Genomic DNA, 19,880 nt, shown 5'->3' on the forward strand with positions numbered 1-19,880 from the left:
CTTGGATGATCTTCATTTCGTCCTGCGAGGCTCAAATATCACGGGGATGAGGTGCCGAGATAAGGCATCGAAGGGTTCGCCGCCATCAATCCTCCAAGACAGACGTCAGCTTACTCCACCCGGTCGGCAACGATGCAGGACGTTGAATGTCGATATCGTCTAGCACCAGCATTGTGACCTTGTGTGCAAAGAGCGTCGGCATCCCGCCGGGATAGTCGAAAAGCCCGACTATCTTTCCGTCGGTGCCACGCAGCCACGCGTTGCCGCGCCCCACCACATCGCCCGGCGGTGTGAGATCGGCGTTGGTCGGGCGAAGATCGTATTGTCTGGCCGTTCCCAACGGACCTTCGTCCATTTTCAGATGCACGTTTCGAAGCGTGACGCCATGGATGCCTCCGGCTTTTTCCGCAAAGAGGTTAATCGCGCCATGGCAGCGGCCGGTGATGTTCTCCACCTGGACGTTTCGCACGATTCCCGCTGGCAATTCCGGGCGACGGTCGAGTTGGGTGATCGTCAACGGCTCACCTGAGCCCCAGAAGCCGTCGGGCGTCTCGTGGCAGTCGAGCTCTATATCCGAAAAGACAACATTTTCGATCACTCCGCCATCACGGGAGAAAATGCCGAGGCCGCGGTTTGATTCCTGGATTTTGGAACGCGTAAAACGAACATCGCGGATATCGCCGAAACTCTCTGTACCTATTTTCAATGCGCAACTCTTACTCTCAACGATGCAATCTGCGACGTCTATCTTCTCGCAGCGCCCGATGCCCATTTCACTTCGGCTCGTCTTCAGGCAGATTCCGTCGTCGGCGGTGCGGATGACGACATGGTTCACGGCAACGTGGCTGCAACTGTCGATGACAATCCCGTCCGTGTTTGGAAGTTGGCGATCGTTGAAGACTTTCGTATTCTTGAGGGTCACGTCGTGGCAGCGGACGAGGTGAACCGTCCACATCGGAGAGTCCTCGATGGTAAAGCCCTCGAGCCTGACATTGTTGCAATCCTCGAACACAAGCACTCTCGGACGCTTCTCGCTCGGTGTGAAGGTGCCGACCGTTTCATCGAAGCCGGTATTGAAAGCGTGGCCTGAGGCAACGATCTTTCCCTTACCGACGATCGCAATATCACGCGCGCCATGCGCCACGATATAAGCACGGTTGGACCCTTCCGCGATCACGCTCACCGAATTTGCGCTATAAAGCTCATAGTCAGGCACGAATTCGAGTATCGCTCCCTCTGAAATCGACAGGGTTACGCCGCTCGCAAGCCGGATCGGTCCCATGCGGTGCCGTCCCGCCTTAAGCACAAGAGTTCCGCCGCCGGCAGCAGCCAGCCTGTCGATGAATTGCTGCAGATCAGTGCCATTTGCTTCGACGGAAATGTCCATTGCGTCTCCTTGCGCTTTGCCAACATTTAAGGCGCACCAGTTTATTCGTCAACAGGACGAACTAAGTGCCGTCAGTCGACGTGTTTATGTTGACACTATCGAAAACTCGTATTTAATTCGTCATGGTTACGAACAAACAATCGGCTTGAAGGGAGCGAAACGGTAGGCCGATTGTTGGCAGGAGTTCTAAAAATGAGGAGCCAAAAAGGGGATCCCTATGAAACCGCTCAAGACATTGATGATGGCAGCAACTGCCATGGCGATGACGATTTCGCTCGCAGCAGCATCCGAGCTAAAGATCGTCTGGTACGTCGACAACGATCAGGAAGAGGCGAACACGCGTGCCCTGCTCGATCAGTACACGAAACTGCACCCAGACACGACCTTCGACCTTGAGATCACCCCTTATGATGGGATGATCCAAAAATTCCAGCAGTACGCGGCCTCCGGCATCATGCCGGATTTGTCACTCACGTCTTCGATGGAGCCGGTCATTCGTCCCTTCCTCGTCGATCTCAACAAAGAGATCGGGCCCGAATGGATCAATGACTTTGTCAAGGGCTGGGGCGATGGTGCCAAACTCGGCGACAAGGTCATCGCCGCACCGCTGCGAGTAACCTCGACGGGCGTCTTTTTGAACGTCGACGCCTTCAAGAAGGCCGGCGTTGCGATCCCAGATCAGGCGACCGGCTGGACCTGGGATGAATTTGTTCCGAAGATCAAGGAAGTCGCCGAAAAATCCGGCACCCGCTATCCACTGGTCTGGGACGTTTCTGCAAGCCGCTGGATCGTCCACGAGTATCAATACGGCAACCACATCTATACCGAGAAAGAACCTGTGAAGGTCGTCATGGACGAGGCAGCGTGGACGACCGCGCTCGACAAGTTCGTTGACATCACGAAGGCTGCCATGCCGCCCGGCCTCTGGTCGGGTGCAAGCTCGGACAACCCGAAGGAACTTTTCACCGCCGGCCAGGCCGTAGCCTATATGTCGGGAAGCTGGCAGATCGCCGGATTGGCGGACAATGCGCATTTTGCGTGGCAGGCCGGACCGACACCGCGCGGCACCGTGGCGTCGTCGATCTATGGCGGGGACTATATCGTCGCCTTCAATACCAGTCAGCATCTTCCGGAAGCTGTCGAATTCTTAAAGTGGATCACCTCACCGGAAATCCAGGCGCAGTACGCCAAGACCTTCGGCACGATCCCAGCAAATCTGAAAACGCCGGCTGTCAAGTATGATAATCCGGCAGCGACCGAAGCGATCAAGGCGATGCAGAACGAGCTGAACGCCAGCCCGGCTTATGCGGCGACCGACCAGGCCTGGCCGCAGATGCAAGCCGTCTGGGGCACCGTAAAGACGGCCGTCACTCAGGCCGTCGCCGGACAGATCTCCTCCGCAGAGGCCATTTCACAGATCAAGAAGGCGGCCGACGCCTCACTTGAGGCCAGCAAGTGACTGCGGTCATGATAGAAGAAGGCAGTTCGGCACTGGGTCCCCACCCAGTGCCGAAAGGCCGTCGAGTCGGTGTGGCGAGCCTTGGTTGGCCATATTTGCTCATGCTGCCGACGATGGTGCTCCTCATCACTTTTACGCTCTATCCGTTGGTCCAAGGCCTGCTCATGGCGTTTTTCAAGCGCGGCGTGGTGGTCGTTCCACAGGTGCCGAATACCCTGCCGCAATATGTGGGACTTGAAAACTTCATCGGGCTCCTCAGCAACGGCGATTTCCAGAATTCGCTGCTTAAGACCGTCCTCTTCGTCGTTATCGCCGTTCCGCTGAACATCGTTGTGTCGCTTTCGCTGGCACTTCTTCTGGCACCGCAGACCAAGCTGTTTGCCCTCGTGCGTACGGTCGTCTTCTTTCCTTCCATGATCAGTCTGCTGATCATCGGCGTTGCCTGGCGGTGGCTCTTCGGTCTCAACAACGGCCTGGTCAACTACCTGCTCTCACTGGTCGGCATCGCCCCGATCCCATGGCTGGAGCAGGACACGATGGCACAAGTGGCGATGGTCATAGCCTGGGTGTGGGCGCAAGCCGGCTTCAACATGATGATCTTTATCGCCGGCCTAACCGCAATTTCCAGCGACTATTACGAGGCAGCGTCAATCGACGGCACCAGCAAGTGGCGCCAGTTCACGCACATTACGCTTCCGCTTCTCAAGCCAACGCTGGCAGTCGTTTTGGTATTGTCTTCGATTGAGGCCTTCAAAGTCTACGAGCTGGTCGTATCGCTGACGGGAGGCGGCCCCGGCAAGGCGACGGTCTATCTCATTCAGACGATTTATGACACGGCCTTTCAAAAGCCGATGCAGGCAGGCGTCGCCGCCGCCCAATCGATGGTTCTGTTCATCATCCTCCTTTTTCTGACCGTCTTCCAGCTGCGTGTATCGCGGGGTGAAAAATGACGCGGATCTACTCTTTCTGGCGACTGGCCTTCGTTGCGCTCACCCTGTTTGTCTTTCTGATGCCGCCGGTCTGGCTCTTCCTCTCGTCGCTGAAGTCGCAACAGGAGATTTTCCAGTGGCCGCCGACCATTTTCCCGGCGCAGCCGACGCTGCAGAACTTCATTGATACCGTATCGCGCGCGAAGTTCCTGATTTTCTTCCGTAACTCGGCCATCGTGTCCGTGCTCTCGGCGCTCCTTTCCGTCACCATCAGCGTCATGGCCGGTTATGCACTGGCGAAATTCAGGTTCAAGGGCGATACGCTCTTCTTCCTGCTCATCATGTCGTCGCTGATGGTGCCGCTGCAGATCGTCATGATCCCCGTCTTTCTGGTCCTGCGCGATCTCAATCTTCTTGATACACTCGCAGGTATCATCATCGCGCCGGCTGCGACGCCCACCGGGGTCTTCTTGATGCGCCAGTACATCACCAACATTCCCGACAGCCTTCTCGAGGCAGCGCGCCTCGACGGGACGCCGGAGTGGCGCATTCTCTGGCGGATCATCGTGCCGCTTGCCATACCTGCGATCGGCACGCTGCTCGCCTTCAATCTCGTTTGGCGCTGGAATGATTATCTCTGGCCATTCCTGATCATCAGCGATCAGGACAAATGGACCGTCCAGGTTGCGCTTGCAAATACGGTCGGGCGTTTTGGCATCAACTGGCCACGGCTATTGTCCATGTCGGTGCTGTCTGTGTTGCCCGTCCTTGTCATGTTCACCGCCCTGCAACGCATGCTGATGAGCGGTTTGATGGCGGGTGCGACGAAGGAATAGGGCAGTGGCCTTGAGTTGAACTCAAGAAGCCGCCCCACGGGGCGGCTTTTTGCGTCGATGAATGTGCAGATGGCAAAAAAAGAGGCCGCCTGATGGCGGCCAGTTGGGGAAAACTCAGCGCATCGTCACCGGCAGCTTGTCCTTATAGGCAAGAGCGGCGACGGCCGGCATGCTGCTCCAACCCTGTAGCAGCGAACCGCGTCCCCAAGGTGGCGAGAAGTATTCAACCGCTCCCATCCAGCCGTTCTCGAGGCAGGTCTTCCACCAGCGCAACAGCGGGTAGTCCGCCTCGCCCAGCCCATAGGCGAGGCGTTGCTCCGCGTAAAGGCCTGAGAGATACGGCCAGTCCGAACCATTATGGTAGCGGTAGGCGAAATAGGATTTTTCGCGCGTGTCCTTTGGGCGCTTGAACGGTGGGAAGGCGCAAAGCACGCCCCAATCGCCATAGGGCTGCTCGCTGTTGTTGCGGCTTTCCAGCCTCTCCTGCATCCGGGTGAGCACGGCTTTCGCCCTCTCCGGCGATACCGCATTGAAACGAAGGAGCGTAAGGCTATCCAGCGTCAGGTGGTCTTCGACGAAATCCGTCTTCGTTCCATAGTCTGCGTAGGTGCCGCTCGGTTGCAACAGCGCCTCGTCCAGGCAAGCGCGCGCTTTTTTCGCCACGGCGGTCGCCTCAGAGGCGAGCGACGGGTCAACCAAGCCGCCATGCTGCGCGATGACGTCGAGCGCTCCAATCCACAGGCCGAGATCATAGGCAACGTATCCATGGCGGTAGACGTTGTCGGCCCAGTCCCGGTCGTGGCGCGGCTTTACTGGCAAGCCGTTTCCAGTCTCGTCGAACCCGCAATAGCGGTTGAAGATTGCTACCACCTTGTTCCAGTGAAGAGACAGCGGAGAACTGTCGCCGGTTGCGCGGATATAGTCGCCGATCGTCAGGATAAAAAACAGCGGGCTATCGAAGTGATCGCTCCACCAGTCGCCCGATCGCAGGTGCTCCTCTTTAATCCGCGGATGCGACTGCCGCACCTTTTCCCATTCCTCCGCTTGGGCCGGCCCTGTCAGAATGACACCGCTCGGCGCCTCTCCGTTCGGCTGGATACCACGCGCGAGAAGATCAATCTGAGCCCGCACCACTTCTGGTTCACGCTCAAGCAGCGCCTGAAGCGTCCAATAGCCATCACGATAGTAGGTTCGTGCTGGCGCGCTATAGGCCTGACCTGCCGCAAGGCCGGCAAAGTTGCCCTGCTCATCCTGCCGGATGCTGGAAAGGGCCGCATGCAGGCTCTGCGAGATCATACTGCGCATCAGCGGCCCAGCCTCTGGCATCGCATCGCAACGGGTCACATAGGCATTCGCCTCGGCGATCAGCGTTGCCTGGTCCAGATCAAAAGCCCTCTGAGCTTCATTAAGTGTCGCGCCGGCGGTCACGAAAATCCCGTCAGGTCTTTGTTCGGCGATCACGACGCCCCACCCGGTGCGGGCAATCCTGCGATCGGCGAGCCGTTCGACCCGTTCTCGCTTTGCCAGGCTGCCCCACCAGGCGCAGCGCCGGGCGGGGATCAGTGTGCGCAGCGTTGCACCTTTCAAGAAGAGCGCAGGGGCCGATTGCGCCACATAGAGGCCTCCGCCGTCCGTTTCCACGCGGTTCGGAGCATAGGTGAAGGGTGCGTTCCAGCCGGTAAAGGTGAGATTTGCGAGCCTGCCGGAGCCCCACAGGGAAAGCTCGATCTTACCTTCAGGTCTGCAATCGCCTTGCAGGCGCGGAGCCATGAAGGGCACGAGGACTGGCTCCACGGTACGAAGTTGCCCGTCGGCGAGGGGTGTCAGAACTTGGGGTTTCGCTTGCGGTGCTGTCATCGAGCGACCTCCTGTTGTTGACTGTTCTCGAGACTTGCATGGTTGCTCAGGCCGAGCATGAGAGCCCCGAGCATACCGGCTTCCGGTCCGATTCCGGTGGCCTCTATCTGCGCGGCAAACGGCAGCAACGCAGACATATGCCGTGTCACCGCCTCGACGAAGTCCGGACGTGAGCCGATGCCCCCGCCCAGGACGATCATGGCGGGATCAAAGAGAGCCTGCACGGAGGCTATGCCAAGCGAAGCCGATTTTGCGAGCGTCTCGATGACAGCGGCAGCGTCCGCATCTCCCACCGCAGCGCGGGCGAAAATCTCACTGACTGGTACGGTCCCATCGCCATACAAACCGCGCACCGCAGGCGAATCGACCTGGTCCTCAAACAGACCGGCGCGGGCCTGCGGTGCAGATTGGTGCGGATCAGCGCCTAGCGGCAACAAGCCAAGTTCACCCGCCCGCCCGTGATAACCGCGGAAAAGCGCGCCACCAACGACAAGCCCCATGCCGACACCGGTTCCGAAAGCGATGAATGCGAGGGAGCCGCAGTTGCGCCCCTTGCCAAGAGTGGCCTCCGCAAAAGCCGCAAGATTGACGTCGTTCTCCACCACGACAGGGCAGGGCAGGTTCCGCGCGAGTAGTGCGGCGAGGGGGCGATCGGCGGGAATTGCCAGGTGCGGCGAAAGCGAAGCAAGCCCCGTCGACGGCGAGACTGCGCTCGGTATGCCGACAACAGTCTTGCGCAAAGGGCCCTGATCGCGATGGCGCTGCAGCAGGGACAAAACCATGCGCGGAATCTGCGTGAGGACTGGGGCATCGGCACCGTGTTTGGTCGGCTCTTCGACCGTTGCCAGAATCCGTCCCTGAAGATCGGCAAGACCCGCAAGGACCTTCGTGCCCCCCAGGTCCACGCCGGCAACGACACCTTGAACCGCACTCGCCTCGTCTGCCCGATGGCTGCGATCTGCCTGTCGCAAGCCGTACGCAATGGTTGAAATATTTGACAAACCTAGTCCTTCGCGATATTTGTTCGGCAGGTTGACGAATTTATTATGGCTGCGCCCCTGAACTGTCAACAAGCAGTTTGAAATCGGCGGGCGTTCATGGAAAAAGCAAGCACAGTGCGACGATGAAAAACGGATCTGGCGAGATAGCTCGAATATGGCATTAACCGAAAACGCGCCTCCCGTATTGCGGCAGATCTCCGTTCGCGCTGTCATGGATGTTCTGCTTCACGCCGGCCCCACGTCGCGCGCGGAACTTTCCAAGATCACCGGCCTTTCCAAGCAGACGATGTCGGAGGTCATCCGGACGCTGGAGGAGGGTGGCTGGGTTCGAGAAAAAGGGGTCACCAGCGGCCGCATCGGCCGCACCGCCATTACCTATGAGGTCAATGGCGATGCCGGCTACGCCGTCGGTGTCGACATGGGCGCGACGACAACGCGCATCGTTCTTGGCAATATTGTCGGAAATGTTGTTCGTGAAATCGACTTTCCGACCGACCGCCGTGGCGGCTATCACCTGATCGATCAGGCCGAGGCAATGCTGTCGAAACTGCTTGCGGATATGGGTATCGCCCGCGAGCTTGTGCTCGTGACGGCGATAGCGACACCCGGTGTCGTCGATCCAGCCACGGGTGCGCTCTCCATGGCGCCGAACCTGGCCGATATCGGCGGCATCGATATCGCCACGACGCTCAGCGAAAGACTTGGCTGTCCCGTCGTGCTTGAAAACGATGTCAATGCAGCGGTGATAGGCGAATCCTGGCAGGGATGCGCAACCGCGATCGATACCGTCGCTTTCATATCACTGGGGACAGGTATCGGACTGGGCGTGCTGCAGGATGGCAAGCTGATGCGCGGCGCAAGCGGAGCGGCCGGCGAAATCTCCTATATGCCGTTTGGCGCAGATCCCTATGCTGAGGAAAGCCTTGAACGCGGCGCCCTGGAATGCGCGATCGCGGCTCGCGGGATCAGCGACCTGTATGCTCGTTCCGGCGGTGCCAAGGAGACCTCCGTACGTGACATTCTGGCACTTGCCGACAAGAGCGATCCGCTTGCGGTGGACGTCATCGGCAAAGCGTCCGACATCGCCGCACTCCTTGTTGTGTCCGTCAATGCAATCGTGGATCCCAAGGCCGTCGTTCTGGGTGGTAGCATTGGCCGCCATCCACTGATCGTCGAGCGTGTTCGGCAAGGCATTGCAAAAGCCAGTCGTCGCACCATCGATGTCAAAGCCAGTGTTCTTGGCGGCCGTGCGACACTCCTGGGGGCGCTTGCCATCGGTCTGAACCACGTTCACAATCTGCTTTTCTCCCCTCAGGCCCTGCCGGAGCTGCGGCGCCTACCGCCGCCACCGCTTTAATCCTCAGGCCATTCTTTGGCCTAGAGTGCCAGCCAACCGGGCATATTTTGCACGAGACTATCCCTGTGCTTTTAGAGAACGCACTGACCAGCTTTTGGAGAAAATTACGTTCGTCATCTTGACGAACTAATTGGTTCCACGCAAACTGCGGTCAAATTTGAAGGAGGCATCCGATCAATCGGCGTGCCTGCGCCTGCCTGCAGATGGTTGCATTGAAGGAAGAGTTTCATGGCTGGTCTCCAATTGAACGACATCAAGAAGAGCTTCGGCCATCATGCAATCCTTCATGGTATCGATCTCGATGTAGGAGAGGGTGAGTTCGTTGTGCTCGTTGGCCCTTCCGGTTGCGGCAAGTCGACATTGCTTCGACTTATCGCCGGCCTTGAAAGCGCCAGCTCCGGTCAGATCATCATTGACAACGACGATGTCACGACGGCGCCCCCAGGCGATCGCGGGATTGCGATGGTGTTTCAATCCTACGCCTTGTACCCGCACATGACGGTTGCAAAGAACCTTTCCTTCGGCCTTGAGAACCTCAAGATGAACCGCGCAGAGATCGATCAGCGGGTGATGGAAGCGGCAAGGATGCTGGCGATCGAGCCTCTCCTCGATCGACGCCCTAAGCAGCTCTCGGGTGGTCAACGGCAACGGGTGGCTATCGGCCGCGCGATCGTCAGGAATCCCAAACTGTTCTTGTTCGATGAACCGTTGTCCAATCTGGATGCTGCGCTTCGCGTGCAGACGCGGGGCGAGATCAGCCGCCTGCACAAGCGGCTGGGCGCGACGATGGTCTATGTGACGCACGACCAGATTGAAGCCATGACAATGGCGGATCGCATCGTCGTCCTGAATGCCGGTCGCGTCGAACAGATCGGCACCCCACTGGAACTATTCGCCGCGCCGGCCAACAAGTTCGTTGCGGGCTTCATCGGTTCGCCGCAGATGAACTTCTTCGAGGGCACGCTGCTTTGCTCGGGACCGGGTGGCGTCGCGGTGGAAGTGCCGGGCTTCGAGGTCGTAAATCTGCCCGTCGAAGCTGCAAATGCGGTGCCTGGACAAGCCGTTATCCTCGGCGTGCGGCCGAGCCATTTTGAACTTGCCAAGGATGGCGGGGCAAACGGGCTTGCGGTCCGTTTCAACGTCGACTACGCCGAGAGTATCGGAACCGACACCTATGTCTACGGCAAGCTCGAAGGAAGTGAGACTGCGACGATCGCCCATTTGTCGGACCACGTCGCTGTAGAAGATAAGTCGTCCCTTTCGCTGGCTGTACAGCCGCAACGGGTTCATCTCTTTGATTCAGAAAGCAGCGTCAATCTGAACAGGGCAACTTTTGCCGGTTGATGATCCGCCGCGAACCCGCACGACCATGTGCATGGAGCCGCACGGCGCTCGGCGATCGTGGTCTTTCACTGTTGTGGGGCTCAAATCAACAGGACGTCAGGTCGGAACATCAAAATCAACCAACCCGCAGCGCTTCGTGGGGCGCTGTCTCATGGCTTGATGCGTGATGGCCATTTGTCGAAGAGCGATTGCGAATTGCCCTTCTCTCATGCCTTCCCGTCGGAATGATCGCCAGCGTTCAGCGGCACGAACAATCCGAGTTTAACATCCCTCAACACGACATTGGTGTGCATGCGGCGGATCTGGGGATTTTCCTTCATGATCAAGGCGGCGACGTCGTCGTAGTGTTCGACGTCCCGGGCCGTGATGATCGCGATCAAATCCACCGCTCCAGTCACATAGTAGACCTGCTGAATGTGATCCTGCTTTTCTGCCCAAAGACGGAACTTCGCCAGCGCATCGTAATTGTCCCGCTCGATCTCCATCCCGACGATAAACACCATCGATGTTCCCGTCGCCTTCCGATCGACCACGGCGACCTCCGCCCTGATGATTCCATCTTCGCGCAGGCGCTTCAATCGCCTCTGCACGGCCGAGACAGACAATCCGACCTGTTCGGCAATGGTTTCGGCCTTAAGCTGACAGTCGCGCTGAACGATATCAAGAATGTCACGGTCGAAACGATCCAATTGTTCCATTGCTTCCAGTCCAATTGTCGCTGCAGGACATCATGTATTCTGCCGCAGTTGACGCGCGAGAAAGATTATTTTGCACAAATTGTGCAAAATAGGTGAAAAATTCGCGAAAAAGCCGCGCAATTCTATCATTATCCTCCGCAAACTCAATGCAGCCGGAACCCCGCATGTCAGATCAACCCTTTCTTTCTCTTCGTGTCGATGATCTTCATAAAAGCTTTGGCTCGCAACAGGTTCTCAAGGGTGTCTCGGCGCGGGCCCATAAGTCGGATGTGATTTCGATCATCGGCTCGTCAGGCTCCGGCAAGAGCACGTTTCTCAGATGTATCAATTTTCTCGAAACGCCAGACCGTGGCCGTATTGCCGTGAACGGTGAGGAGATCGCGATGAAGATGGGCCGCGGCGGCCGGCTGCAGCCACGCAGCTGGCGGCAGATCGAACGGCTGCGGACCGGATTGGGGATGGTCTTTCAGAGTTTCAATCTGTGGGCCCATCGCACGGTCCTGGAAAATGTCATCGAGGCGCCGGTGCACGTCATGGGCATTTCGCGCCGCGAGGCCGTCGAAAAGGCTGAAGCCTTGCTTCACAAGGTTGGCCTCTTTGAAAAGCGCGACACCTACCCCGCTTTCCTCTCCGGCGGTCAGCAGCAGCGCGCGGCGATTGCCAGGGCGCTATGCGTAGATCCCGCTGTCATGCTGTTCGACGAGCCGACATCGGCACTTGATCCGGAGCTCGTTGGCGAAGTCCTTAAAGTCATCCGCGATCTCGCAGAAGAAGGCCGAACCATGCTGATTGTCACGCATGAAATGCGCTTCGCGCGGGATGTATCGAACCGTGTCCTCTTTCTGCATCAGGGACGGATCGAGGAGGAAGGCCCGCCCGAGCAAATATTTGGAGCGCCCGTTAGCGCCCGCTGTCGGGAGTTCACCGGCTTGCGCGCCCCCTAATGCGCGAACCGAGCTTGTCGTCGATAACACAAACCAGGAGAATCCTGCGAATGAAACTGCTCCCCACGCTTCTTGCCGGCGCAGCACTTGCGCTTTCCGCCATCACGGCGCAGGCAGAAGTCCGCTTCGGCGTCATGAATGAATCCTATCCGCCTTTCTTTGCCAAGGATGCCTCGGGCCATTGGCAGGGATGGGAAATCGACCTTATGGACGCTGTCTGCGAAGCAATGAAGGAGAAATGCTCGATCGTCGACATTTCATGGGATGGTCTCATTCCGGCTCTTGAGAGCAAGAAGTTCGACGTGATCTGGTCATCGATGTCGAACACGGCGGAACGCTCGAAGGTGATCGACTTCACCGACAAGTACTACAACACCCCGAGCAGCCTGATCGGTCCCAAAGACCAGAAGCCGGGCGCAACCGCCGATGACGTGCAGGGAAAGACGATTGGCATTCAGGTGTCGACGATCCAATCGGAATACTACAAGAAGTATTTTGCCAAGGTTGCGCAGGAAAAGACCTACCAAACACTCGACGAGGCTTTTCAGGACCTCGCGTCCGGCCGCATCGACTATGTCTTTGGTGATTTTCTGGCGCTTGACGCTTTCCTCAAAAGTGACGGGGGCAAGGATTGCTGCGCCAGGACGGGGGACGTCGCCGACGACAAGGAGGTTCTCGGAGCTGGAGTTGCGGGTGGTTTGCGTAAGGAAGACACGCAGCTGAAAGCCAAGTTGAATGCGGCCATCGCCGCCGTCCGTGTTAGCGGCAAATATGACGCCATCACCAAGAAATACTTCGATTTCGACATCTACGGCGCAAAGTAAGCAATCTGAACGATGGCGACCACGCAACATAGTGTTCTGGACCTTTTATCGCCCTATCCTCCGGGATGGGGTGGAGTTCTCCTGGCAGGTGCCGCCTCCACGGTCGCCATCTCAGCCTGTGCCTTCGCCGTCGGCCTGTTGCTCGGCACGGGCGGCGCCATCGGAAAGCTTTCGGGCAATCGCATGTTCCGCCTGCTGCTCGATCTCTATACCACGGTGATGCGCGCTGTTCCCGAGCTGATCCTGATCGTCGGGCTCTATTACGCGGGCACGGATGGCCTTAACCGGCTGCTCGCTGCGTTGAACCTGCCGCCAATCACTGTGAACGGCTTCATCGCAGCCGTCGCTGTGCTGGGCTTCGTGCAGGGTGCGTACATGACAGAGGTGCTGCGCGGTGCGATCCTCGCCATTCCAGCTGGCCAGATCGAGGCTGCCAAGGCCTTCGGCATGGGACCGGTGTTGAGGTTTCGCCGCGTCTTGCTGCCGGCGCTTTTGCCAAATGCCCTGCCAGGTCTTGCCAATTTGTGGATGTCAATCACAAAGGACAGTGCGCTGGTCGCTGTCGTCGGTTATCAGGAGCTGGCGCTCGCCACCCGTCTTGCCGGGGCAAGCACCAAACATTACTTCGTCTTTTTCCTTGCCTCAGCCCTTCTTTACCTCGCCATCACGCTCGTTTCCAATCTTGCCCTTAAACTGGTCGAGGGGCGTGTACGGCAGGGACAACCAAGCCTTGCCTGAAGAAAGCGCTATGAGTTTCACCTGGATCTCTTCCTACTTTCCGCTGCTTTTGACGGGCGCCTGGCAGACTGTTTCGTTGCTGGCGATCTCCGTGGTGTTCGGGTTCATCATCGCCATAGGTCTCGCCTTCGCACAGGTCAGCGGCGGCAGATTTATGCGGCTCTTCGCCCGCAGCTACTGCACCTTTTTGCGCGGCACACCGTTGCTGATACAGCTATGGCTCCTCTACTACGGGATCGGCTCGCTATTGCCCCTGGTCCCCGGCATCCGCCAAAGCCTTTTCTGGCCAATCTTGCGCGAGGGCTTCTTCTTCGCAGCCGTAAGTTTTACGCTGAACTATGCCGCCTATGAGGCGGAGGTGTTGCGCGGTGCACTGCTTGCCGTTCCCAAAGGCGAGCTCGAAGCCGGCCGAGCCTTTGGCCTGTCGCCCTTCACACTCACCCGCCGCATCTGGCTGCCACGCGCTATCCGGATCGCCCTGCCAACCATAGCAGGAGAGATCGTCATGCAGCTCAAGGCGACGCCGCTTGCCTTTACGATTACGGTGATGGATCTCTACGCCGTGGCAAACAAGGTTCGACAGGACACGCTGCTCGTCTACGAACCGTTGCTCGTCGTCACCCTCTTCTATCTCGCTCTGACCGCATTGATCTCCCGCGTCTTTCGAGCTGTCGAAGGGCAGGTGCCGGTTCGACGTTAGGTCACACGAAAAGGCACTGGCCCTGATCCCTTGTGCGCGCCGACGCGAACTGCGCACACCTCACCCACTTTGTTATGAAAAGCTCGCCGCTGCCGACGGCGACCGCCTGAATGGAGACCTCCTCATGAGCACAACGCGAATTCTCGATGGCGGCATGAGCCGCGAGCTCCTGCGACTTGGCGCCGAACTGAAACAGCCGGAATGGTCGGCATTGGCGCTGATCGAGGCGCCCAACATCGTACGCAAGGTACACCAGGAATTCATCGCAGCCGGATCGCAGGTCATTACCACCAACAGCTATGCGCTTGTGCCCTTTCATATCGGCAAGGAGCGGTTCCACAAGGAGGGTGCGGCGTTGATACGCCTCGCTGGTCGCCTGGCGCGCGAAGCCGCCGATGCCGTCACCGATCGGAAGGTGCTGGTCGCCGGTTCGCTGCCTCCGATCTTCGGCTCCTACGAACCACAGAACTTCCAGCCTTCGCGCGCTCAGGACTATCTCAAGGTGCTTGTCGAAAACCTCAGTCCTTTCGTCGATATATGGCTCGGCGAGACGTTGAGCCTGATCGCGGAGGGAGAGGCTGTCGGCAAGGCCGTGGCAACCACCGACAAGCCACTGTGGATTTCGTTCACATTGGCAGATGACGAGGCAAACATCAGGAGCGACGAACCGAGGCTTCGCTCTGACGAAACGGTCGAGGACGCGGCATTCTGGGCGGTTTCGTCCAGCGCCGAGGCCCTGTTATTTAATTGCAGCAAGCCTGAGGTCATGAAGGCGGCGGTGGAGACGACAGCGCGTGTGTTTCGGAAAATGAACGCTCACATCGAAATCGGCGTCTACGCCAATGCCTTTGAAGGGGAGCAAGGCGCAGCAGCCGCCAATGAAGGCCTGCACGATACCCGCAACGACCTGACCGATGATACTTATTCGCGCTTTGCCTGTTCATGGGCCGAAGCAGGTGCGACGATAATCGGTGGCTGCTGCGGCATCGGCGCTGGCCATATCCATCGGCTCAAGAAAACCTTACTGGGCTGAGCCCATGTGTGGCGCAGGTGCCTTCGTCACTCGCTGTCAAGGTCAAGCTATCACGAGGGTGGGCCAATTGACATGATCCCGCAGCGCCTGGCTGCCCGAAGGCGTTGAATTTCGATCTCGCAGATGCGCACCGCCCGATCGTGCTAAGACGCCGTTTGGGCAGGTTGGAGAGCGGACGACGAGAACACACGCGCGACTGCGGTGTATGACACTGGCGTGCGTGGCCGATGGCGCAGCGCTGCCCTTATGGGTAGGCAGTCGCGCCGTCCGGCTTGCGGGTGATCTTGCGTTCCCAATGGACGTAGTCTTCCTTGATGAGCGCCTTTTCGTCAATTTCGATGCCCCAGCCTGGTCGGTCCGGTCTCAGCTCCATATGCCCGTCGACGGGCATATATGGATCGGTCGCCCAAGGGGCATATTCATGCGGCTTGAACTCCAGAATCTTGAAGTTCGGCTGCGCTGCACAGAAATGAATATTGACCGCTGTGGCCAGCGGCCCCATCGGATTGTGCGGTGCGATCGTCACATAGTGTGCCTCCGCAATGGCGGCGATGCGGCGCATTTCGGTGACGCCGCCGACCACGCAGATGTCAGGCTGGATAATGTCGGCGCCGCGCGCGCTCAACAGCGACAGAAATTCAAAGCGCGAGTAAAGTGATTCACCCGTTGCAAGCGGCACCGTCATCTTCGATTTTAGCTCAGCCCAGGCGGGAATGTGTTCCGGGCGGATCGGCTCCTCGTAAAAAAGCGGATCATAGGGCGCGATCGCGGCAGCGAGCTGGGCGGCCTGGTAGGGCTCATAGATCTTTGCATGGGCATCGAATGCGAATTCGAAATGCGACGGCGTGAGGTCCCGGATCTTGCCGAACCAGTCACCCGTTTCTTTGACCAGCTCGCCCCATCGGCCGGCATGCAGATCGCGCCGGTAGGGGCTGAGCTTGAAGGCCGTATAGCCATAGGTCTCGTTCAGCTTGAATGTTTGGTCGCGTGCGGCTTGCGGGTCGGGTGCGGTATAGACGCCGCAATAGACACGAACGCGGTCGCGCACATTTCCGCCGAGCAGCATGTACACCGGAAGACCGGCCGCCTTTCCTGCAATATCCCACAATGCATGATCGATCGCCGAAATTGCGGCCAAACCCAAGGCACCTGGCGGAAAACGGCATTGCTGGTTGAGCTTGAGCACCAGGAACTCAACGCGCCGCGGGTCTTGTCCCTCGATCTGGTGAAAGAGATAGTCGAGTAGGGGAGGCAGGGACCAGTCAGGTCCATGGTTGTAGGCTTCTCCCCAACCCGAAATGCCTTCGCTCGTTTCGATCTTGACCAGCAGGCGCGGGCGATCGTCCACCCTTTGCATGTAGGTCTTCAGGGCAGTGATGTGCATGTCGTTGTACCCTCAGGCTGCGCGGCCAAGCTCGCTGACGCGCGCAACAATCGTCTTGAGTTCGGCGCGTTCTGCTTCCGTCAGCGCTTCAACGCCTGGAATGCGCACTGGTCCGACGTCGTTACCGAGCATACCGAGCGCCTCCTTCACCACGGTTACATTGGCGCCGTTCAGATACTTCGTGCGCATGGCCTCGAATCCGGCAATGTCATCGATGAGCGCACGCGCGCCAGCATAGTCCCCCCTTTCCAGCGCTTGATGGATTGCGTGCGATCGCTCAGGGAAGACATTGACGAGGCCCGAAGTAAAGCCCCGCGCGCCCATGGCATAAAAAGCAGGCGCCCATCCCTCTGCAAGACCGCAAACCCAGATCGCAGATGCATCCTTCGTCGCGCGGATCACCTCGGCGAGAAGCATCAGGTTGCCGGAGGCGAACTTGATGCCGGCAATGTTGGGATGGAGGGCAAGCTTTCGGAAGTCGGCCATCGAGAACGTATCGCTTCGAACATAGGCAATGACGGGAACGCTCGAGGCTTCCGCAAGCTCCAGGAAATACTTGGCCTGGTAGCTTGGACCTGCAAATGGGTCCATCGGGTGATGGCCCATGATGGCGTCTGCGCCATCGGCAATCGCCTGGCGTGCCAGCGCCTTGGCATCGCTAAGCGAGCGACCGACGGCGGCGCTGACAAGGGATTTCCCGTCGGCTGCCGTGATCGTCGTTGCGTGAACATGACGGATCTCTTCCAGCGTCAGCGTAAAGAATTCTCCGGTATTGCCAGCGGCCATCAGATTGTGAACGCCGGCGCCCGCAAGGCGGCTGATGAGGGCCGACAGTTTGGTGCTGTCGATGCTGCCATCCTTCTGATAGGGCGTCACGGGAACGCCTGAAATACCCGTCAGAGCCTTGCGGATTTTCTTCATTGCCTCGGTCACGTCAAATGTCCTCGTTCTTCTCGAATACGATTTTGAGGTAAGTCTCACCGGAGCGCACCACGTGGTCGCGCATCACACGCTCGGCCTTGTCGCTGTTGCCGCAAATGATGGCCGCAGCGATCGCGGCATGTTCTGACAGGGCCTTGTCGCGCTCTTGCGGATCGGAGTGAATGACGCGTCGGATGCTTGCGTCATAGAACTGCTGCCGTTCGATCATCCGCGCGAGATACGCACACCTCGACGACACATGGATCTGGTCGTGAAACGTCTCGTTGAGCGCAATCAACTCGTCTGGCGATCCCGCTGCGGTCGCCGTTTTCATCTGCACGACGATCACTTCAAGTGTGTCAGCCTCAGTCTTGGAAATCCTCTTCGCCGCCAGATGCGCAATCATCGACTCCAGAGCTGCGCGGGCAAGGATCATCTCCTCTGCCCAGCCCGAGTTGAACCGGATGAGCACGCCGCGCCGGGGAAGAGCTTCGACAAGACCTTCGGTTTCGAGCTGGCGCAGAGCCTCTTTGATCGGCGTGGTGCTGACGCCCAGCTGGTCTGCGAGCTGGCGTTCGTTGACGCGCTCGTTGGCACCGAAGCGTCCAGAAAGAATGGCTGCGCGCAACGTGCGATGCACGTGATCGCGCAGGGTCGTTAAGAAGCGGGGGTCGAGCTTCTCGATCCGTTCCCCACGCAGTGCCGGAAGCGCATCTTTCTGCAACACCTGAAAATCCCCCGTTGACGAGAAAATCGTTTTGTGAGATCTGATATACCAGATTTCAGATTGATGTCGATATGAAAAATGCGCGCTTGACGCGATTGCAGTGCTCCAGGGAGGAACGAATGGGCATTCAAAGACGCAGCTTCCTAATGACCTCGGCCTTTATCGCCGCAACGCTTTCGATGTCGATCTCGGCACAGGCGGCAACGCCCAAGGACCAGCTTGTCGTTGCGATGAACATGTCGTCCATGCGTGGATTGGACCCGAATGAACTCAACCAACTCGAGGCGGCCGAGATCGTAGCCAATCTCTACGAGCGTCTCATTGCTCTGCCCGCAGACGACATCACCAAGCCGATGCCTGGCCTGGCCGAAAGCTGGACCGTTTCGCCCGATGGCAAGACCTTCACCTTCAAGATCCGCTCCGGCGTGAGCTTTCATTCAGGAAATCCTCTGACCGCCAAGGATGTCGAGTGGTCGTTGCGTCGACTGGTCAAGCTCGGGCTTGCGCCTTCCGTCGACCTGCGCCAGTGGGGCTTTACTGACAAGAATGTCGACAGCCTGATCAAGGCAAGCGATGACACCACCGTCGTCTTGGAAACGCCGGAAGTTTGGAATCCGAACCTGATCTTCTATTCGTTGGCGAGTTTTTCCACCTCCATCCTCGACAGCAAGCTCCTCGCCGAGAAGGAAAAAATGGCGATATGGGTCGGGAATTCCTGCAAACCGCTGATGCCGGTTCCGGGCCCTATTCGTTGCGGACGTGGCGTGTCAATGATCTGTTGATTGCTGACGCTTTCAAGGACTATTGGGCCCGCACTCCCAAGATGCGTCGCGTCATATTGCGCCACATTCCGGAATCGTCTGGCCAGCGCCTGCAGCTAGAAGCGGGTGACGTCGATATTGCAACACGCCTCTCGTCGACTGATCTCGCTGCCGTTCAGTCAGGTGGGAAGGCCGACATCCAGAAGACGCCGGGATTCGGGTTCTACTATCTGGCGCTTAACCAGAAGGACGAGATTCTCGCCAACCCGAAGGTTCGCGAAGCCTTCCGCTACCTCATTGACTATGATGGGCTGGCAAACACGGTCATGAAGTACTACGGCATCAAGCAAGAGACGATTGTCCCCGCTGGCCTGCCGGGTGCCAGCGATGCCGCTCCCTACAAACTCGATATCGATAAGGCAAAGCAACTGCTTGCCGAGGCCGGCTATCCGGATGGATTTTCGAAAGTCTACTACGCGACACCGGTGACGCCGGAATATGAAGTGGCCCAATCCCTTCAGGCCAATGCCGCCAAAGCGGGCATCAAACTTGACCTGCAAGGGGGCGACCATATTGGCAAGTTTCGTAACCGTGAGTTCGAAATCTTTTCTGCCCGTACCGGCGAACGTCTCCCCGATCCGCATGCCGTTCTGGCCTCCTATGCGACCAATCCCAACAATGCAGACGATGCAAAGCTGAGCGGCCTGATCGCCTGGCGTACCGCCTGGGACGTTCCGAAGGATATCCAGGATATGGTGACGGAGGCAGCGCACGAGACGGACCAGGAGAAGCGCGATGATCTCTATGCGAAGGTCAACCAGGCCTATCTCAAGGCTTCTCCGGCTCTCATCACTTCGTTCCAGCGCACCGACGCAAAGGCAGTGCGCAAGGACATCAAGGGCTACGTTGGCCATTCAACCTGGCTGACACGTTGGGACACGGTCTCAAAGGGTCAATAGCCTGACGGCTCGAGGAGAATG

The 19,880-nt window shown here is 58.4% G+C and carries 19 protein-coding genes; 12 read left to right on the forward strand and 7 right to left on the reverse strand.

Annotation, left to right across the window (positions count from 1 at the left end):
* Positions 1 to 85: 85 nt before the first annotated feature.
* A complete protein-coding gene (locus tag WGT02_RS24610) occupies positions 86 to 1,387 on the reverse strand; it encodes a glycoside hydrolase family 28 protein (protein ID WP_208247160.1) in 1,302 nt (433 codons plus the stop codon).
* Between the two features lie 217 nt (positions 1,388 to 1,604).
* Here WGT02_RS24610 and WGT02_RS24615 point away from each other — a divergent pair, with 217 nt between their 5' ends.
* From WGT02_RS24615 to WGT02_RS24625, 3 genes are all read left to right on the forward strand, one after another.
* The gene (locus WGT02_RS24615; RefSeq protein ID WP_208247162.1) at positions 1,605 to 2,846 is read left to right on the forward strand and encodes an ABC transporter substrate-binding protein; all 1,242 of its coding nucleotides are present in this window, start codon (positions 1,605 to 1,607) and stop codon (positions 2,844 to 2,846) included.
* A 101-nt stretch (positions 2,847 to 2,947) separates the two neighbouring features.
* Positions 2,948 to 3,796, forward strand: a complete 849-nt coding sequence (locus tag WGT02_RS24620) for a carbohydrate ABC transporter permease (protein ID WP_225040152.1) — start codon at positions 2,948 to 2,950, stop codon at positions 3,794 to 3,796.
* Positions 3,793 to 4,611 carry a carbohydrate ABC transporter permease gene (locus tag WGT02_RS24625; protein WP_024318773.1) on the forward strand — a complete coding sequence of 273 codons (819 nt, stop codon included), beginning with the start codon at positions 3,793 to 3,795 and terminating at the stop codon, positions 4,609 to 4,611. The genes WGT02_RS24620 and WGT02_RS24625 overlap by 4 nt, the downstream gene beginning before the upstream one ends.
* Positions 4,612 to 4,725: 114 nt before the next feature.
* Here WGT02_RS24625 and WGT02_RS24630 read toward each other — a convergent pair whose 3' ends face one another.
* Together WGT02_RS24630 and WGT02_RS24635 are read right to left on the reverse strand one after the other, a co-directional pair.
* Positions 4,726 to 6,468 carry an amylo-alpha-1,6-glucosidase gene (locus WGT02_RS24630; RefSeq protein WP_024318774.1) on the reverse strand — a complete coding sequence of 581 codons (1,743 nt, stop codon included), beginning with the start codon at positions 6,466 to 6,468 and terminating at the stop codon, positions 4,726 to 4,728.
* Positions 6,465 to 7,469, reverse strand: coding sequence for an ROK family protein (locus WGT02_RS24635; protein ID WP_024318775.1), 1,005 nt, complete (start codon positions 7,467 to 7,469; stop codon positions 6,465 to 6,467). Before WGT02_RS24635 ends, WGT02_RS24630 begins: the two co-directional genes overlap by 4 nt.
* A gap of 154 nt (positions 7,470 to 7,623) precedes the next feature.
* Here WGT02_RS24635 and WGT02_RS24640 point away from each other — a divergent pair, with 154 nt between their 5' ends.
* Both WGT02_RS24640 and WGT02_RS24645 read left to right on the forward strand, forming a co-directional pair.
* Positions 7,624 to 8,826: an ROK family transcriptional regulator gene (locus WGT02_RS24640; protein WP_208247166.1), complete on the forward strand. Its 1,203-nt coding sequence runs from the start codon at positions 7,624 to 7,626 to the stop codon at positions 8,824 to 8,826.
* Positions 8,827 to 9,054: 228 nt separating this feature from the next.
* Positions 9,055 to 10,170, forward strand: coding sequence for an ABC transporter ATP-binding protein (locus tag WGT02_RS24645; RefSeq protein WP_208247168.1), 1,116 nt, complete (start codon positions 9,055 to 9,057; stop codon positions 10,168 to 10,170).
* A gap of 206 nt (positions 10,171 to 10,376) precedes the next feature.
* Here the strand turns inward: WGT02_RS24645 and WGT02_RS24650 are convergent, their stop codons facing one another.
* Entirely contained in the window at positions 10,377 to 10,868 is a 492-nt protein-coding gene (locus tag WGT02_RS24650; RefSeq protein ID WP_024318778.1) for an Lrp/AsnC family transcriptional regulator, read from the reverse strand.
* 164 nt (positions 10,869 to 11,032) lie between these two features.
* Between WGT02_RS24650 and WGT02_RS24655 the strand changes: the two genes are divergently transcribed.
* From WGT02_RS24655 to WGT02_RS24675, 5 genes are all read left to right on the forward strand, one after another.
* The gene (locus WGT02_RS24655; protein WP_208247170.1) at positions 11,033 to 11,812 is read left to right on the forward strand and encodes an ABC transporter ATP-binding protein; all 780 of its coding nucleotides are present in this window, start codon (positions 11,033 to 11,035) and stop codon (positions 11,810 to 11,812) included.
* A gap of 50 nt (positions 11,813 to 11,862) precedes the next feature.
* Complete coding sequence (locus WGT02_RS24660; RefSeq protein ID WP_040680921.1) at positions 11,863 to 12,636, forward strand: transporter substrate-binding domain-containing protein; 774 nt, start codon at positions 11,863 to 11,865, stop codon at positions 12,634 to 12,636.
* Positions 12,637 to 12,648: 12 nt separating this feature from the next.
* Positions 12,649 to 13,374: an ABC transporter permease gene (locus WGT02_RS24665; RefSeq protein WP_024317341.1), complete on the forward strand. Its 726-nt coding sequence runs from the start codon at positions 12,649 to 12,651 to the stop codon at positions 13,372 to 13,374.
* 10 nt (positions 13,375 to 13,384) lie between these two features.
* Positions 13,385 to 14,074 carry an ABC transporter permease gene (locus WGT02_RS24670; RefSeq protein WP_024317342.1) on the forward strand — a complete coding sequence of 230 codons (690 nt, stop codon included), beginning with the start codon at positions 13,385 to 13,387 and terminating at the stop codon, positions 14,072 to 14,074.
* Between the two features lie 124 nt (positions 14,075 to 14,198).
* Positions 14,199 to 15,107, forward strand: a complete 909-nt coding sequence (locus tag WGT02_RS24675) for a homocysteine S-methyltransferase family protein (protein WP_208247172.1) — start codon at positions 14,199 to 14,201, stop codon at positions 15,105 to 15,107.
* A 244-nt stretch (positions 15,108 to 15,351) separates the two neighbouring features.
* On the opposite strand, the gene WGT02_RS24680 is transcribed toward WGT02_RS24675, so the two are convergent.
* Genes WGT02_RS24680 through WGT02_RS24690 form a run of 3 tightly spaced genes read right to left on the reverse strand, consistent with a single transcriptional unit; the run spans position 15,352 to position 18,136 of the window.
* Positions 15,352 to 16,491: a mandelate racemase/muconate lactonizing enzyme family protein gene (locus WGT02_RS24680; RefSeq protein WP_208247174.1), complete on the reverse strand. Its 1,140-nt coding sequence runs from the start codon at positions 16,489 to 16,491 to the stop codon at positions 15,352 to 15,354.
* Positions 16,492 to 16,503: 12 nt separating this feature from the next.
* The gene (locus WGT02_RS24685) at positions 16,504 to 17,412 is read right to left on the reverse strand and encodes a dihydrodipicolinate synthase family protein (protein ID WP_208247916.1); all 909 of its coding nucleotides are present in this window, start codon (positions 17,410 to 17,412) and stop codon (positions 16,504 to 16,506) included.
* Between the two features lie 13 nt (positions 17,413 to 17,425).
* On the reverse strand, positions 17,426 to 18,136 hold the full coding sequence (locus WGT02_RS24690; RefSeq protein WP_210363239.1) for a GntR family transcriptional regulator: 711 nt from the start codon (positions 18,134 to 18,136) through the stop codon (positions 17,426 to 17,428).
* A 122-nt stretch (positions 18,137 to 18,258) separates the two neighbouring features.
* Here WGT02_RS24690 and WGT02_RS24695 point away from each other — a divergent pair, with 122 nt between their 5' ends.
* Positions 18,259 to 18,921: an ABC transporter substrate-binding protein gene (locus WGT02_RS24695; protein WP_263623109.1), complete on the forward strand. Its 663-nt coding sequence runs from the start codon at positions 18,259 to 18,261 to the stop codon at positions 18,919 to 18,921.
* Positions 18,918 to 19,859 (forward strand): ABC transporter substrate-binding protein, encoded by a 942-nt coding sequence (locus WGT02_RS24700; protein WP_263623108.1) that lies wholly within the window; start codon positions 18,918 to 18,920, stop codon positions 19,857 to 19,859. The genes WGT02_RS24695 and WGT02_RS24700 overlap by 4 nt, the downstream gene beginning before the upstream one ends.
* Positions 19,860 to 19,880: the final 21 nt, after the last annotated feature.

The organism is Rhizobium sp. T1470, from assembly GCF_042140505.1.
Lineage (GTDB): Bacteria > Pseudomonadota > Alphaproteobacteria > Rhizobiales > Rhizobiaceae > Rhizobium > Rhizobium favelukesii.